This window comes from Bifidobacterium coryneforme, assembly GCF_000737865.1.
Classification (GTDB): Bacteria; Actinomycetota; Actinomycetes; order Actinomycetales; family Bifidobacteriaceae; genus Bombiscardovia; species Bombiscardovia coryneformis.
Map to the genome: position 1 here is coordinate 92,409 of NZ_CP007287.1, position 15,919 is coordinate 108,327.

Genomic DNA, 15,919 nt, shown 5'->3' on the forward strand with positions numbered 1-15,919 from the left:
AGTCAGACGGTTCAGCCTGCCCATCTGTACCGCAGCCCTTACGGAATCCAGCGGAAAGCCTGTACAATCAGGGCCACTTGTTCGGCCCCTGGTAGCTGCTCGGCACCTCTCTTCGCCCACTTCCTTGCGACGGCATCAAGCTCGGAATTCATCTGTTTCATCTGATCGGGTGTCAGCATCAATACGGAATCACTGCTTACGCCTGCGCTGGCCCACTCCTTTGGAAGATCAGGCAATGCGTCTAGATAGCGTTCGTAGGTTTGCTCATATGCCAGTGCTGCCGAGCGCCTAAAGAGATCTGTTGCTTCTTCCTCGGTGGCATCATCCCTGTCTGAGGACTCTACAAGTGTTGCAGTCTGGCTTGCCTTCCACCAGCTTTGCCTCTTATCTTGCTCGGCGTTCCGTACCTTTTCTGCGAGTCCAACTTTTGCCAGCCGAGAGAGATGGTAGCTTATTGCGCCTGGCGCCTCCCCAAGGAAGCTGCTTATAGATCCGACGTTCTGCGTTCCCTTGACTCGCAAGACTCCAAGAATCCTCATCCTGATGGGGTTGGCTAGGACTTTAAGTGTTTCGCTGTTTGAAGCTCTTGGGATTTCAGACTTTTCATCTGCGGATGCTTCTTGAGTCATAAGAAAAGCTCCTCTCTTTCCCTCGAGAACCATAGCAAGCAAGTTGTACAAATAAGTTATACAAATAGTTTGTACGTGTTATTCTCATATCAATCCAATAAGGCGAGCAGCACACCATACGGAAAGAAGGAAGCCACGGAAAAGGTAATAAGACCCTTCCGCGAGAGGTATTGATGAGACTCCTTCCATACTGTTGATGGAACACCTGGCAGTGAGTGAGACCGGCTTCTCCCTAACCCCTGAAAGAGTGAACTGATGGCCGAATCCACGCGCTCAGAGTCCTTCTGGAAAAATCCGGAGTACTTATCCTGGTTTACAGCGGACACCGCTTCCGCTGTCGGTCTCTCCATCAAAACCTTGTCTTTATCGTTGCTTGGTTATTCTGTATCCGGTTCGCTGGTGTCGGCAGGCTGGCTCGGAACACTTTCATTGGTGGCTCAGCAGGGCTTGAGCATATTCGGCGGTACATATATAGATCGCCACGATAGGAAAAGGCTGATTGCTTTCAACGCATTGGCCGGATTCGTCTTATGGGGAACCATTGCGATTCTGGGTTTGGTCAACCATCTCTCTTTTACGGTTCTGATTGTGCTATCAGTGACTGCATCGGCGATCAACGGGTTCTTGGGGGGTGCGACAGATGCCATGCTTCGGTCAATTATCGGTGTCCGCAATTACCCGAAGGCCAGAAGCATCAACGAAGGAAGAGACTCAACCGTCAATATGACCGGCAGCCCACTCAGTGGATTTCTCTATTCGCTGCATCCGATGCTCCCGTTTTTCACAGCATCGTTCATGTACGCCATCGCCGGAATTGCTGCTTTTGGATTAAAAACCGGCAATCAGCAGATCGAGAAGACTCAATCAGATAGGAAGTCCTACGGTCAAGACTTCTTGTCGGGCTGGAAGTGGTCGCTGAAGCGTAAGACCGTGGTGCTCTCCGTCAGCGCTGCCAGTCTTGCCAGCTTCGGCATCAATGGAATTCAATATGCCATCCAGCTCGATCTGACTGGAAAGAGAGTAAATTCCACCTACATCGGTCTCGTTGGCGCCGGAATTTGCCTTGGTATGATTGCCGGATCGCTCATTGCAAACAAAATCAGCAATACCGCACCTGTCGGCAAGAGTGTGTGTCTGGCTTTTGCCTGCATCAGTCTCTTTATGATTCCCATGGTCGTGTCGGGGAATCAACTTGTGATTATCACCTGCAACTCTCTGATTGGTATTCCCTTCCCAATCATTAACTCTTTGCTTGTTGGCTTCATTTTTGCGAAAGCCCCAAACCAGATGCAAGGCAGAATTGGTGTTACTCTTACGGCTCCATCGCAAATGGCAGCGGCGTTCTGTAGTGCTATAGCGGGAACCCTGCTTACGGCCATCAGGTTCCGCGCAACAGTTATTGTATTTTCCTCCACATTCTTTTTGGGCACCTTGATGATTTTGACATCACGCTCAATTCGGCAAATACCAAGTTCCGCGCAATGGGAAGAGGCTGTTTTGTAAGCCGTCTTTGATGACAAGCGGACCCCTGGCTTGTCATCCGTGGAAGTCGATTTTGCGATAGCAGGCAGCAAGTATCCGGTTGCTTGCTGCCTGACGCTACATACGGTTTGCAGAAGGCTCAGGACAGCTCGGTCGTCCGGGGGAGATCCTTGGAAAGTTGCAGGTGGGCCAGGCGGCGCAGGCCAATCAGGATTGGTTCGGTCATGACCATGCCCAGGACCGAGACCGTGATGCTGTCCTCGCGCTTGGGCCAGGGCACAAGGGAGAAGTCGACCTTGGCAACCTCCCGTGCAAGGTCCGCAAAGCGTGCCAGTTCATCCCGGCCCCAGGGGATACCAGCCTTGCGGGCGGCATCGATGGCATCTTCAAGCTGTCGTACGTAGGGCAGGTCCGGCAGGTCCTCGAATCCCACCGTTTTTAGGTCCTCACGAATCTGTTTCAGACGCTCGTCCCTGTCCGCTTCGGTTTCCTTATCAATCTGGTTTTCCCCGAATTCGTCCTTATCCCTGTCGTCCTTTTCCGAGTACCTCTTGGCCCTGCTGTCATAGGAGGGGAGGGCAACGGCGGCCCTGGTCAGGACGTCGCCCAGGCTCATATCGGGATCATCCACGGCGGAGAGGATGGTTTTGACCTGGTTGACCGACAACCCGACGACGTGGATCAGTGTGTCGATCAGGTCCAGTCGTTTCAGGTGGGATCCGTCATACTCGCTGAGCCGGGCCCTCACCTTGGTCCCCGGCTGCATCATCCCCTCACGAAGGTAATACTTGATTGTGGCTGCCGAAATCCTACTGCGGCGTGAGAGCTCAGCCAGCTTCATACACACTCCTTCAAGAACTTGTCATCCCCCATGACGGCGTGGTCAAACGGTAAAAACGCTGTGAATGCATAAGATGAAGTCACTATTGTTGCATGTTTCGTGCCGCCTTGCCATCCTAGTGTCGAATAGGCATGGATATGTAAACGAGGCGGCGGGGCCCGTTTGAGGATTCACGAAGAGCTGACCCGGACAAGCATCAAGGCAGGGTGGCTATACTCGGGCGGGGCGAGACCGCTGGCGGACCTGGCGGCAGGAAACACCCTGTCGGGAACCGGATCGGACTATTGAGAAGGAGGTGCCTGGCGGTGAGGACCATACTGGCCATCTTCAGGCGAGACCTCTGGAGGATACTGCGCAATCCCGTGGCCCTGGTGGTCACCATAGGCGTGGCCATCCTCCCATCGCTGTATGCCTGGTTCAACATCATGGCCCTGTGGGACCCGTACAGCAATACCAAGGAGCTCCCCGTGGCAGTGGTCAGCATGGATCGGGGTGCCCAGTCGGCCCAGACGGGCAAGCTCAACGCGGGGCGGTCGGTCATCGAGGAGCTGAGGGACAACAAGAGCCTCGGCTGGAAGTTCATGGACGACGACAAGGCGGCCATCGACGAGGTGAACTCAGGTCGCTGCTACGCGGCCATCATCATTCCCGAACGGTTCAGCTCGGACCTGGTCGGTGTGGTCGAGGGGACCGGAAGCAGACCCGCCCTGGATTATTACGTCAACGAGAAGAAGAACGCCATCGCCCCCAAGGTGACCGATACGGGGGCCTCCACAATCGACCAGGAAATCAATACGGTCTTCATCTCGGCGGTCAGTGACGCCCTGGCCGGGAAGGTGCTGGAGACGGCCGGCGATGCCCAAGGGGCGGCCGAGCAGACCAGGAGCCAGGTGGTGGGTGATCTGGGGCGGACCATCGACCAGATCGATCAGATGGCGGCGCAGCTGGATCGGATCGACTCCACCATGGGCCAGGCTCGGCAGACAGTGGCGGATTCCAAGCAGAACATCAAGGATCTGCAGGCCCAGATAGCCTCAACCCAGACCACCCTGAGCAAGGCCCAGGGCACCATGACCCAGGTTCGGGATGACAGTCTGGGATTTTCCACCGCTCTGAACCAGGCTCTGGCCAACGGCACGACAGACCTGTCGAACGGGATTGCGGATGTGAACACGGTGGCCGGCGGCATCACCGCTGACCTGAACACCACCCAGGACAAGGTTGATCGTGTCAACTCGAGTCTTGGGCAGCTGGTCGATGCCAACGGGAGGGCAGTGGATGGACTTCAGTCCGGTCTGGACCATTCCGGACTGCGACCGGGAGATCCTGTGTATGACACCATCCAGGGGCAGATCACCAGTCTGAAGACCACCAACCAACAGCAGAAATCCTCTTTGGACAGTTTCAGGAAGAACTCGTCGGCCGCCCTGAAATCGGGCAAGCAGGCCACGTCGGACCTGAGCTCGGCCATGACTGGTACCGGCAATACGGGCATCGCGGCGCTGTCAACGGCCAGCCGTGGACTGACCGGAACCACCATGCCCAATCTCCTTACGGGGTTGGATAATCTCAACGCCTCCAACGGCTCCCTCCAGGGTGCCCTGACCAGCCTGTCGACCACAGCCGCTCAAACATCGACCCTCCTTGACCAGCTGGATTCGACCATCGGCCAGGCCCAGACCACCCTGGCAACCACCAAGACCTCACTGGCCTCGGTCAGGTCGGATCTGGATGTGGTTCGTACCGATGTGGCTGCCCTGGGGTCCTCAGCCGCCTGGAACCGGATATCCCAGACCCTTGGTCTGAACCCCGAGTCGTTCGGCAAGGCCATGGCGACCCCTGTGGAACTGGAAACCCATACGGTCTACCCAGTCAGCAACTACGGGTCCTCGGTGGCACCCTTCTATACCAATCTGGCCCTTTGGGTGGGTGGTTTCATTCTGATCGCCATCTATAAGCTGGAGGTCGACAAGGAGGGTATCGGCAAGTGCAACGCCACCCAGGCCTACCTGGGTCGCTGGCTCCTCCTCGTTTTCGTTGGCTTCTTCCAGGCCCTGATTGCTACGGTGGGCGACCTGATGTTGGGCGTCCAGTGCCAGCAGCCCCTCCTTTTCGTTCTTGCCGGGGTGTTCTCCTCCTTCGTCTACATCAATATCATCTACGCCCTGGCCGCCTCGTTCCGTCACATCGGCAAGGCCCTGGCCGTGGTCCTGGTCATCCTGCAGATTCCGGGTTCCTCGGGTATGTATCCGATTGAAATGATGCCCGACTTCTTCCGGAACCTGAATCCCTGGCTCCCCTTCACCTACGGAATCAATGCCATGAGGGAGACCATCGGCGGCATGTACGGGTCCCATTACTGGGTGGATATGCTCCACGTCTTCTGGTACCTGCCGGTTGCCCTCCTGATTGGTCTGGTGGTGCGGCGGTACCTCCTCAACCTGAATGCCCTCTTCGACCGGCGTCTGGGCGCCACCGACCTGATGCTGACCGAGCAGAACCACTCGGCCGATCGGAGACTGAACCTCGGCAACCTGGCCCGGGCCTTCATGGGCGGCGGTGAGGAAGGCTACCATGCGATTCTGCGGCAGCGGGCCCATCGCTTCCTGTCAATCTATCCGTCCCTGATCAGGGCGGGCCTGGCCCTGGTTCTCCTGCCTGTTCTCTTCCTCATCCTCCTTTTCAGCACCGAGGCCAAGATTGTCATGCTGATCGCCTGCATCGCCTCCATCGTGCTGATCGATACCTATCTGATTGTTGTCGAGTACATCTGTGACAGCTATGTTCAGCAGCTTGGTATGACCGAGAGGTCCGGTGACGACTTCCGTTCCCTGATTCTGCCCGCGGCCCGTGGGCGCCGAGCAGGAGACACCGCCACGACCAGGCTGACTGCTGCCGCCCACGAATCCATCCGGAGACGTGACGGGGTCGGAACGGACCAGGGAAAGGGCGGCGCCTCCGAGGGCGCACCCGGGAGCACGGGCGGTTCGGGCCCGGACCACAGGGGCTTTGAGGAATCCGAAGGTGGTGAGAACCGATGAAGAACATCTGGAGGATACTGCGCAAGGACCTGTCTGATGCCACCAGCAACGTCATCGCCATCATAGTTCTGATGGGGTTGGTTATCGTGCCGGCCCTTTACGCCTGGTTCAACATCGCCGCCAGCTGGGACCCCTATAAGAACACCAAGGCCATCAAGGTGGCCGTGGCCAATACCGACAAGGGGTACAAGTCCGACCTGATTCCGGTCAAAATCAACGTGGGGGAGACGGTTACCAGCACCCTGCGGGCAAACGACCAGCTGGACTGGAAGTTCGTCAACCGTGACCAGGCGTTGGATGGGGTGCGCTCAGGTGAGTACTATGCCGCCATCATCATCCCCAAGGATTTCAGTGCGGATATGATGACCCTGTTCTCGCCCGACATGGAACATGCCAAGCTTGAGTACTATCTGAACGAGAAAAAGAACGCCATCGCCCCTCATGTCACCGAGCAGGGTGCGGATACGGTGGCCACCACCATCGACAAGACCTTCGTCAAGACCGTGGGACAGGTGGGGATTGACCTCGCCAGCCAGGTATTCACATACTCCAAGAGCCCCCAGGCCCAGGACTATCTGGACAGGGCCACCGATCACATCAATCAGATATCAGGCAGGTTGGCCACTGCATCCGATCAGGTGAACGCCTACGCGGGTCTGCTGGACTCGTCGGGACAGATGATCGACTCCACCGGCAGGATTCTGGGACAGTCCGACTCCGCCCTTTCCCAGACCAGGAAGTCCCTGAACCAGGGAGTCAAGGGCACCAAGGACCTGGGGAAGTCCCTTTCCGGCTCGGCCGACTCGGTCAATACAGCCCTGGACCAGGCTTCCGGAGCCTATGACACCATCGCTTCCAAGATTGACGACGCCTTTGCCCAGGTAGGGAATCAGAGTGCTGCGGTCAGCGGTCAGTTGGACGATTTGAGCAACAGGGTCAACGCCTCGGCCGCCGACTATGACGGATTGATTGCCAGCCTGGATGCCTTGCGGGACTCTGTTCAATCCGACGCGGGTCTGACTCCCGCCCAGCGCCAGGCCCTGTTGGATGCCATCGACCGGGCCCAGGCCAACATGCGCACCGCCCAGGCCTCCCAGCGCGACCTGGCCGACCACATCAGCCAGGCTTCGCAGGCGGTCAGGGACGGTTCGGGCAAATTGGATGAACTCCACCAGGGCCTTAAGGACAGAATCAGCCAGGCCCGTTCCTCGGTTGACCAGGTACGCGACCAGTACAGGAAGGATCTGAAGCCGCGACTGGATGACCTGGCGGGGGCCGTCGATACCGTGGTCGGCTCTACAGGCCAGCTCTTGACCGGCCTGGATGGCACCATCAAGGGGGCTTCGGGCCTGACCGGCTCCATGGCCGATGACATCAGCCATACCAAGGACCAGCTGACCGGCATTTCCCAGCGGCTTGCCCAGGCCGCGAAGCGGTTGACCGACCTGAGCGGCCACCTGACGCAGGCCTACCAGGGTCAGGATGCCGAGAGCGTCAAGTCTCTCCTGGCCGGCGATTCGGACACGTTGGCCTCTCTCCTGGCCTCCCCGGTCGGTGTCAACCGTCATGCCGTCTTCCCGGTCATGAACTACGGGTCGGCCATGACCCCCTTCTATACCGTCCTCTCCATCTGGGTGGGTGCCACGATTCTCGCGGCCATGATGAAGGTTGCCATCTCCGACAGGAAGAAGGCGTCCGTGCTCCACCTCGACTCCTTGCAGGCCGCCTGGAATCGGGCGGATGCAGACGAGGCCGACCCCGGCGACCCCCACCCCTGGGGAGAGTTCCGCCCCGAGTCTCCGGGCAATGCCCGGCGCTTCGGGCTCAAACTCTATCAGGAGTACTTCGGTCGGTTCGCGATCTTCGCCCTCCTGTCCGTACTTCAGGGATGCCTGATTGGTCTGGGTGACCTCTTCTATCTGAAGGTCCAGTGCGTCCATCCGCTCCTGTTCATTGTGGTGGCCATTTTCACCTCCTTCGTCTTCATGAACCTGATTTATACCCTGGTGGTTTCCTTCGGCGATATCGGCAAGGCCATCGCAGTCATCCTCCTGGTCATGCAGGTGGCCGGCTCGGGCGGTACCTTCCCCATGGAGACCCTGCCCGGTTTCTTCCAGGGGGTCTACCCGTTCCTTCCCTTCGTCCACGCCATCGGGGCCATGCAATCCGCCGTGGCCGGTATTTACGGGATGGAGTTCTGGAGGGAGATGGGTGCCCTGGCCCTCTTCCTGGTTCCCTCCCTTTTGCTGGGCCTTCTTCTGCGCAAGCCCGTGATTCGCTTCAACGACTGGATTGTTCGGAACCTGGAGAGCACCAAGCTCATGTAGGAGGTTGAGCCATGACCGTCGATCTGATTGACGAGGAACGGTATGACCGGATCATGCAGGATACCGTCCTGCCGGATATTGCCCTCTGCCGCCACGAAGGGTGGATGACCTCCCAAAGCGCTTCGGGGAAGGGCGGCATCCTGGTGGATGAGGCGGACCGGGATCGGTACGGGTCGGATGAGCTTCTTCACTATGTCTGCTACGACCGGGGCGAGTTCCAGGACCGCACTTCGGAACCCTGCCAGGCCCGCTGCCGTGGTGCGGTGGTCATCTCCTTCGGGTTCACGGAGTTCGCCGACAAGTACCAGGAGCTGACCTGGTACTTCCTGATGGAGGGGTACTCGGTCTGCATCCTGGAGCACTGGGGGCACGGGTTCTCTGGGCGGGGCGTCTCCGATCCCAATCTGGTCTGGGTGGATCACTGGCAGCGTTATGTGGCCGACTTGGCGGCCTTCTGCTCCCAGGTGGGGCGGTCCTATGCAGGTGACCGACCCCTGGTCCTGTACGCCCATTCCATGGGTGGCGGTGTGGGGGCGCGGCTCCTGGCGAGGTTCCCTGCCATGATCGACAAGGCCATCCTCTCTTCACCGATGATTGTTCCCAGAACAGGGCTCATGCCCGCTGTGGCCTGGGGTGCGGCGAATGGTGCATGTCTGATGGGGTGGAGCAGGCGGATGGCGCCTGGATTCGGTCCCTTCAACCCGGAGATCAACATGGACAACTACCCCGGGGGAAGCCGGGCCCGGGTGGCCTGGACCCAGCGGCAAAGGCGGGACCAGGTCCGCTTCCAGACCAGCGCGGCCACCTTCGGCTGGGTAAGGGAGAGCCTGGAACTGAGCAGGGCGGTCCTGAGGCCATCCCAGTGTGGGCAGGTGGAGTCACCCCTGCTGGTGTTCCAGGCTCAGCACGACCGCTTCGTTCTTCCCTCACCACAGGAACGGTTCGTGGCCCAGGTGCGAGATGGAAGTTGCCAGGCCGAGCTGGTGAAGATACCCGACAGCATGCACGAGCTCTACCAGATGCCGAACGCGGTTCTTGGTCCCTATCTGGACCGTATCTTCGCCTTCCTGGATGAGCCCTGCCAACTCGACGAGGAGGACTAGGCGGCCCACCTCACGGGTGCTGGCCTGCCGCCCAACCTACTTGTTCAGAACCTTCTCCGGGTCCTTGTTGAAGGTGTCGGCGCAGTTCTGCGAGCAGAAGTAGTAGGTGTTCCCCTGATAGTCGCGCTTGGCCGCAGCCGTGTCGGGGTCGATGGTCATACCGCAGACCGGGTCGGTCACCTTGGCGGATTGATTCTGCTGATTGTTGTCATGACGGTGGAAGAGTCCCATCTCATGTCCTTTCTCTTGGTTGTGTTCTTGATGGTCGGAAATGTTGATATCCGTAGTAAGGGCATCCATGTCGATGGGGGTGGCCCCCTTGACCGGTCTGGCCCTGAGCGGGGTTCGGCGTAGACGATTGGCGTTCAGGACCACCGACAGGGACGAGAAGGCCATGGCGGCCCCGGCGATCATCGGGTTGAGGAGGAGGCCGGTGAAGGGGTAGAGGAGACCGGCGGCGATGGGTATGCCCAGGCCGTTGTACCCGAAGGCGAACCAGAGGTTCTGATGGATGTTGCGCATGGTCGCCGCCGAAAGGTCAATGGCCTTGACGGCTGCATTCAGGTCGCCCGAGACCAGGGTTACGTCGGCGGACTCGATGGCCACGTCCGTTCCGGTGCCGATTGCCATACCCAGGTCGGCCTGGGCCAGGGCCGGGGCGTCGTTGATTCCGTCCCCGATCATGGCGACCTTGTGCCCCTGGGCCTGGAGGGCCTTGACGATGCCCGCCTTGTCCTCGGGGTGGATTTGCGCCACCACCCGGTTGACACCTACCTGACCACCCACCTTTTCGGCGGTGCCCTGGTTGTCGCCGGTCAACATGATTGTCTGGATGCCGCGTTCGTTCAGGTCATGGATGGCCTGCCTGGAGCCGGGTTTGACCTGGTCGGTCACGGCCAGGACCCCGGCCGGAAGTCCATCGATGGCGACGAAGATGGTCGTGCGCCCCTGGTCTTCCCAGCTGCGGGCGGTGTCGAAGAGCGACTGTGTGTCCGCATGGTCCGACCGTCCGGTACCCGACTCGATTCCCCTGCCTTCGAGGAGCCTGCGGTTGCCGACCAGGACATGGATGGCATCCCCGTTACGGGGACCTTCCGCCCTGTCTTCCTGGAAGGAGCCCGGGGGGAAGGTTGCGTCGATGCCCTCGCCGGTGACCGAATCGAAGCCGTCGGCTTGGACCATGGCGAGGTTGCGGTCCTTGGCTGCCTGAACGATGGCCTGGGCCAGGGGATGCTCGGAGTTGCTCTCGGCGCTTGCGGCCGCCCTGATCAGGAGCCGGCCGTCCACCCCCGGTGCGGTCAGAACGTCGGCCAGTTCCGGACGGCCCTGGGTGATGGTGCCCGTCTTGTCGAGCACGACCGTATCAACATCATGCGCCCCCTGGAGGGCCTCCGCCGACCTGTAGAGCACGCCGGCCCGGGCTCCGCGCCCGGTTCCGATCGTCACCGACAGTGGGGTGGCGAGTCCCAGGGCGCAGGGGCAGGCGATGACCAGGACGGAGACCGCCGCCACTATTCCGTAGACCCCGCGGGGCATGGGGCCGAAGACCCACCAGACCACGAAGGTCCACAGCGCCACCAGGATGACCCCTGGAATGAAGATGGAGGATATCCGGTCGGCAAGTTTCTGGATGGGCGCCTTGGAGGTCTGGGCCGTCCTGACCAGGCGGATGATCTGGGCCAGGACCGTGTCCTGACCGACCTGGGTGGCCCTGTAGCGCAGGGAGCCTGTCCCGTTGACGGTGGCCCCCACCAGGGAGTCGCCCTCCTGTTTGAGAACGGGCATGGGTTCGCCGGTCACCATGGACTCGTCGACCGAGGATGACCCCGAAATGACCTGGCCATCCACTGGCATCTTCTCGCCCGGGTGGACCTGGATCACATCTCCGACGGCCACATCGTCGACCGGGATTTCCCTGGTGGTCTCCATGCCATCCTGGTCGGTCCTGACCACGGTGGCCGTTTTCGGCCTCAATCCGACCAGGGCGCGAATGGCATCACCGGTGCCGCGTCGCGCCCGTGCCTCAAGTATCTGGCCGAGAATCATCAGGGTGATGATGGTTCCCACCGCCTCGTAGTAGGGTTCACGACTGCCGACGGGGAGGAGTTGCGGCGCTATGGTGACCACCAGCGAGTAGAGGAATGCGGTGGCGGTGCCCAGGGCGACCAGGGAGTTCATCTCGGGAGTCCGGTGCGCCAGGGCCAGCCATCCGGTGCGGTGGATGGGCCAGCCTGCGTAGAACATGACCGGCAGAATCAGGACCAGTTGAACCCAGGGGTTCATCAGGATGTGGGGCATGGGGATGAACATGCCGAACATGGCCGGGATGAAGACCGGGAGGGTGAAGATCAGGGCCACGATGAACCGTCGGGTCAGGTCGCGGATTTCAGCCGTTCGTTCCTGGTCCGCTTCGCCCTGGTCCTCCTGAGATTGGTTGATTTGCCCCTGGTTCCTCTGCTCCTGATTGGGCACTGCTTCGTCCGCTTCTGTCCGGGTGGAGTCCGCGGTATCCCCTGCCCGGGGTCCGTCGGTGGCCCGGAGCATCCCATGGAGCATGTTCATTCCGCAGGCAAAGGGGTAGTCGCCGGCTTTGGGTGGTGTCAGCTGGATGGTCGAGGTCTGGAAGGCAGGCAGGGTCTTGTCGATGTTGAAGTCGTTGAAGACCACGTGCGAGGAGCACTCTCCGCTCTCCTGGCGGTCGAAGACCAGCTTGACCGGCCGCCCGGCCTGAACCTGGATCAGTTGGGGGCTGTATCCGCCTTTGACTGTGATGCGGACGGTCTGGACGCCGTCCTCTTCCTTGGCCTGGGCGGCTTTCTTGGGCGCGAAGAAATACCAGATGATGCCTGCCGTTATGACCAGGGCCGCAATGAGAACGAGAGTGCTGCTCATGAATCACCCTTTCGGAGTGGATTGCCTCCATAATACCCCCGGGGGGTATACTGATGGTAGATTTCAAGACGGATTTCATGGACAATCCTCGGTTCCCGCCCGGCAGGCCATGGTCCGACCAGGAATGGAGTGGACCTTGCCCGGATATGCCAACGACAAGAAGAGAACCATCACCAGACTTCGGCGTATCGAGGGTCAGGTCAGGGCCATCGAGCAGATGGTAGAGTCCGATACCTACTGCATCGACATCCTCACCCAGATTGCAGCCTCCACCAGCGCTTTGAAATCGGTGGCACTGACGCTTCTGGATGACCACATGAACCACTGTGTCCGTCAGGCTGCCGCCAAGGGCGGGGAGGAGGCCGACGAGAAGATGGAAGAGGCTTCCGAGGCCATCGCCCGTCTGGTCCGCTCCTAGTCGGCAACCGCCTTTGAATCGGCCTGATCGGTCCGGGAATAACGCCTCATAAGCAACAGATATATGCATTAGGCCCGAACCGGATGAACTTACGTTTTTCTCCTGCTAGATTAAACCTCACCCCTGGGCCGACCGGTCTCTGGGAAGGTTTGCTAAAAGAGGAGATCCGATGTCGGAAACGAGTTGGGACTGGGCGGCTCTGATAGTCGTCGTCGTCCTTTTTGCAGGGCTGGCCCTGCTGAGCAAGAAGACCAAGGTCAACTTCAGCTGGCGGGTCATCATAGCCACGGTACTGGGAATCATCGTGGGGGTTGGCTTCTCGGGCCACACCGCTTACGTGGGAGCCTTCGGCGCCATCTGGTCCAAGGTCATATCGGCCATAGTGGTCCCCCTCCTGCTCTTCAGCATCGTCGCCAGCATCGGGCGGATAGGCGGGGCCGGCAGGCTCAAGAACATCAGCCTGAAGACCATCGTGCCTGAAGACCATCGTGCTCCTGCTGGTCAATACCTTCACGGCAGCCGTGATTGCTCTGGTCCTCGGACTGCTCTTCCAGGTGGGCAAGGGGTTTGACCAGGCCCTGCCCAAGGGGGTTAAACCCCGCGAGGTGCCCGGGGTGGTCGATACCCTGGTAGGGCTCTTCCCGTCGAATCTTGCCGATAACTGGGCCAATAACCAGGTCATTCCGATTGTGATCTTCGCCATCCTCCTGGCTGTTTCCATGAACAAGGCCGCCTCTACTCCGCGTGGCGAGAAGAGCGTGGCCCCCTTCAAGGCCTTCGTCGAAGCCGGCAATGTGGTGCTCTCCAAGGCCACCCAGATCATCGTCGGCTTTACCCCCTACGCTGTCCTCTCCCTGATTGCGGCCGCCATCGGGAACAGTAGCCTCAAGAGTCTCCTGCCCCTTCTGGGTGTTCTCCTGGTGGCTTACCTGGGACTGGCCATTCAGCTCTTCCTGGCCCAGCCCCTGATTCTGGCCCTGGTTGGACGCGTCAACCCCCTGCCCTTCTTCCGGGCCCTCTGGCCTGCGGGTGTGGTGGCCTTCACCTCCGAGAGCAGCATCGGCACCATTCCCGTCACCGTCCGCCAGCTGCGCTCGGCCGGCGTTCCGGAGGAGGCCGCCTCCTTCGTGGCCAGCCTGGGTGCCAATCTGGGTATGCCCGGATGCGCCGGTCTTTGGCCGGTCCTCCTGGCGGTCTTCGCCATCAATGCCCAGGGTGGTTCGTACTCCTTCGTGCGCTTTGCCCTTCTGATTGTCTTCGCCCTGGTGGTTTCCGTCGGGACGGTGGGTGTGCCCGGTACGGCCACGATTACCGCCACCTCCCTGTTCACGGCGGCGGGTCTGCCCGTTCCCTTCATCGCCATCATGCAGCCCATCTCCCAGTTGGTCGACATGGGCCGCACCCTGGTCAACGTGGCTGGTGCCGCCAATACGGCCGTCATTGTGGCCAGGACGGAAAACGAGCTGGACATGGACCTCTACAGTGGGCGGAAGGTCTTCGATGATCAGGACATAGAAGAAGACCCGGAGGGTCTATAAAAGGTGAGGTGCCGGGAGTGCTGCTTCCGGCACCTGACTGATTGAAGATATGGAAAACGCCGCCGACAGGGAAGAACCCTTGTCGACGGCGTTTCGTCTCCGTGCGAACGGAGGGAGTTGAACCCTCACGAGCATTCGCTCACTGCCACCTGAAGACAGCGCGTCTACCATTCCGCCACGTTCGCAGACAAACAGAAATGATAGCATGTCCCCGCAGGTGGCGCAATTGCAAGCGTGTTGGTTTTACCCTCTGGAGCCGTTGGCGTAGAACCTTGCCAGGGTCTCCTTCTTGTAGTCATCGAAATAGCCGCCATCGATGGAGGCGCGGATCTCGTCCAGGAGGCGGACGAAGAAACGCTCATTATGAATGGTGGCCAAGGTGAACCCGTTGAATTCCCGAGCCCGCAGAAGGTGGTTGATATAGGCCCTGGAGTAGTTGGTGCAGGCGTAGCAGTCGCAGTCCTCCTCAATGGGCCTGAAGTCGTTCTTGAACTGGGCGCGCTTGATGTTCCAACGGCCGTCGCGGGTGAAGACGGCCCCGTTGCGGCCACACCTGGCCGGTGCCACGCAGTCGAAGGTGTCGCCGCCATTTTCCACACCGGCGAAGATATCGTCCACGGCGGCGATGCCCAGAACGTGCCTGGGTCGGGACTCGGGCATCTCGTCACATATCCAGGCGCAGGTCTGGCCCAGAAGCCGCTTTTCGATGGCCCCGCCGATGCCCACCCCGTCGAAGTCCAGGGAGGCGATCTGACCGGCGGCCTTGCGGCGGAGGTCCTCGTAATTGGCCCCCTGCACGACGCCGAACAGGGCCTGATAGGGCTTTCCCGTCCTTTCTGCGGTCAGGCGTTCATGCTCCGCCACGCACCGCTTGGCCCACCGGAAGGTCCGCTCCACTGATTTCTCCTGGTAGGAGCGCGTGTTCATCAGGGTGGTCAACTCATCGAAGGCGAACATGACATCGGCCCCGATCTTGTGCTGGATCCCCATGGATATCTCGGCAGAGAATCGGTGCTGGTCCCCGTTCAGGGGCGATTTGAAGGTGACTCCGTCCTCATCGACGAAGGCCAGGCGTTCCTTCCCCTCGGCGATGACCTCGTCGGACTGCATTCCCGTCACATCCATGGCCAGGGTCTTCTTGAATCCCGCTCCAAGGGAGAGGACCTGGAATCCGCCGGAATCCGTGTAGGTGGGGCCATCCCAGTTCATGAACCGGGCAAGTCCGCCTGCCTGGTCCAGAATATCCTCGCCGGGGCGTTCAAAGAGGTGGAAGGCGTTCGACAGAAGCACCTGGGCGCCCATTTCGCGCATCTGCTCGGGCAGCACGGCCTTCATGGCGGCCTGGGTGGCCACCGGGATGAAAGCCGGCGTATGAATATCGCCGTGGGGGGTATGGATGATTCCGGTCCGGCCGTACCGCCGCCCCTCGCGGCCCAGTCCGTCTGCGGCGGAGGGCAGTTGGGTGATGGCTTCGAACGAGAAGGCGGAACGGTCGCCCGGTCGGCCGGGTTCCGCTCCCAGGGGATTCATGAGGAAGGTCATGGTTTCACTGTATCCAAAAGCATGGCTAAGCGATTCGCCTCCAGGAGGCACACTCTCGGCAGATTGGATGGAAGGTCACAATCCGCTTTCATGGAACGTTCAGAAA

11 protein-coding genes and 1 tRNA gene are annotated in these 15,919 nt (G+C 60.1%); 7 read left to right on the forward strand and 5 right to left on the reverse strand.

Annotation, left to right across the window (positions count from 1 at the left end; genetic code table 11):
- Positions 1–38: 38 nt before the first annotated feature.
- The gene (locus bcor_RS00335; protein ID WP_051875555.1) at positions 39–629 is read right to left on the reverse strand and encodes a winged helix-turn-helix domain-containing protein; all 591 of its coding nucleotides are present in this window, start codon (positions 627–629) and stop codon (positions 39–41) included.
- A 255-nt stretch (positions 630–884) separates the two neighbouring features.
- Between bcor_RS00335 and bcor_RS00340 the strand changes: the two genes are divergently transcribed.
- Entirely contained in the window at positions 885–2,132 is a 1,248-nt protein-coding gene (locus bcor_RS00340; protein ID WP_033498601.1) for an MFS transporter, read from the forward strand.
- A 118-nt stretch (positions 2,133–2,250) separates the two neighbouring features.
- Here the strand turns inward: bcor_RS00340 and bcor_RS00345 are convergent, their stop codons facing one another.
- Complete coding sequence (locus bcor_RS00345; RefSeq protein WP_033498600.1) at positions 2,251–2,952, reverse strand: MerR family transcriptional regulator; 702 nt, start codon at positions 2,950–2,952, stop codon at positions 2,251–2,253.
- Positions 2,953–3,257: 305 nt separating this feature from the next.
- On the opposite strand from bcor_RS00345, the gene bcor_RS00350 reads away from it, so the two are divergent.
- From bcor_RS00350 to bcor_RS00360, 3 genes are read left to right on the forward strand one after another with little or no spacing between them, the layout of a single operon-like run.
- Positions 3,258–5,993, forward strand: coding sequence for a YhgE/Pip domain-containing protein (locus bcor_RS00350; RefSeq protein WP_081870285.1), 2,736 nt, complete (start codon positions 3,258–3,260; stop codon positions 5,991–5,993).
- Entirely contained in the window at positions 5,990–8,320 is a 2,331-nt protein-coding gene (locus tag bcor_RS00355) for a YhgE/Pip domain-containing protein (protein ID WP_033498599.1), read from the forward strand. The genes bcor_RS00350 and bcor_RS00355 overlap by 4 nt, the downstream gene beginning before the upstream one ends.
- Positions 8,321–8,331: 11 nt before the next feature.
- On the forward strand, positions 8,332–9,423 hold the full coding sequence (locus tag bcor_RS00360) for an alpha/beta fold hydrolase (RefSeq protein ID WP_033498598.1): 1,092 nt from the start codon (positions 8,332–8,334) through the stop codon (positions 9,421–9,423).
- A gap of 36 nt (positions 9,424–9,459) precedes the next feature.
- Here bcor_RS00360 and bcor_RS00365 read toward each other — a convergent pair whose 3' ends face one another.
- Complete coding sequence (locus bcor_RS00365) at positions 9,460–12,315, reverse strand: heavy metal translocating P-type ATPase (protein WP_033498597.1); 2,856 nt, start codon at positions 12,313–12,315, stop codon at positions 9,460–9,462.
- Positions 12,316–12,451: 136 nt separating this feature from the next.
- Between bcor_RS00365 and bcor_RS00370 the strand changes: the two genes are divergently transcribed.
- The 3 genes from bcor_RS00370 (at position 12,452) to bcor_RS00375 (ending at position 14,271) form a co-directional block, all read left to right on the forward strand.
- Complete coding sequence (locus bcor_RS00370) at positions 12,452–12,733, forward strand: metal-sensitive transcriptional regulator (protein ID WP_033498596.1); 282 nt, start codon at positions 12,452–12,454, stop codon at positions 12,731–12,733.
- Positions 12,734–12,902: 169 nt separating this feature from the next.
- Positions 12,903–13,304 (forward strand): cation:dicarboxylate symporter family transporter, encoded by a 402-nt coding sequence (locus bcor_RS07695; protein ID WP_241435137.1) that lies wholly within the window; start codon positions 12,903–12,905, stop codon positions 13,302–13,304.
- Positions 13,255–14,271 (forward strand): dicarboxylate/amino acid:cation symporter, encoded by a 1,017-nt coding sequence (locus tag bcor_RS00375; RefSeq protein WP_274518301.1) that lies wholly within the window; start codon positions 13,255–13,257, stop codon positions 14,269–14,271. Before bcor_RS07695 ends, bcor_RS00375 begins: the two co-directional genes overlap by 50 nt.
- A 102-nt stretch (positions 14,272–14,373) precedes the next feature.
- On the opposite strand, the gene bcor_RS00380 is transcribed toward bcor_RS00375, so the two are convergent.
- A tRNA-Leu gene (locus tag bcor_RS00380) sits at positions 14,374–14,456 on the reverse strand.
- A gap of 58 nt (positions 14,457–14,514) precedes the next feature.
- Positions 14,515–15,813: a tRNA guanosine(34) transglycosylase Tgt gene (gene tgt / locus bcor_RS00385; protein WP_033498595.1), complete on the reverse strand. Its 1,299-nt coding sequence runs from the start codon at positions 15,811–15,813 to the stop codon at positions 14,515–14,517.
- Positions 15,814–15,919 lie beyond the last annotated feature (106 nt).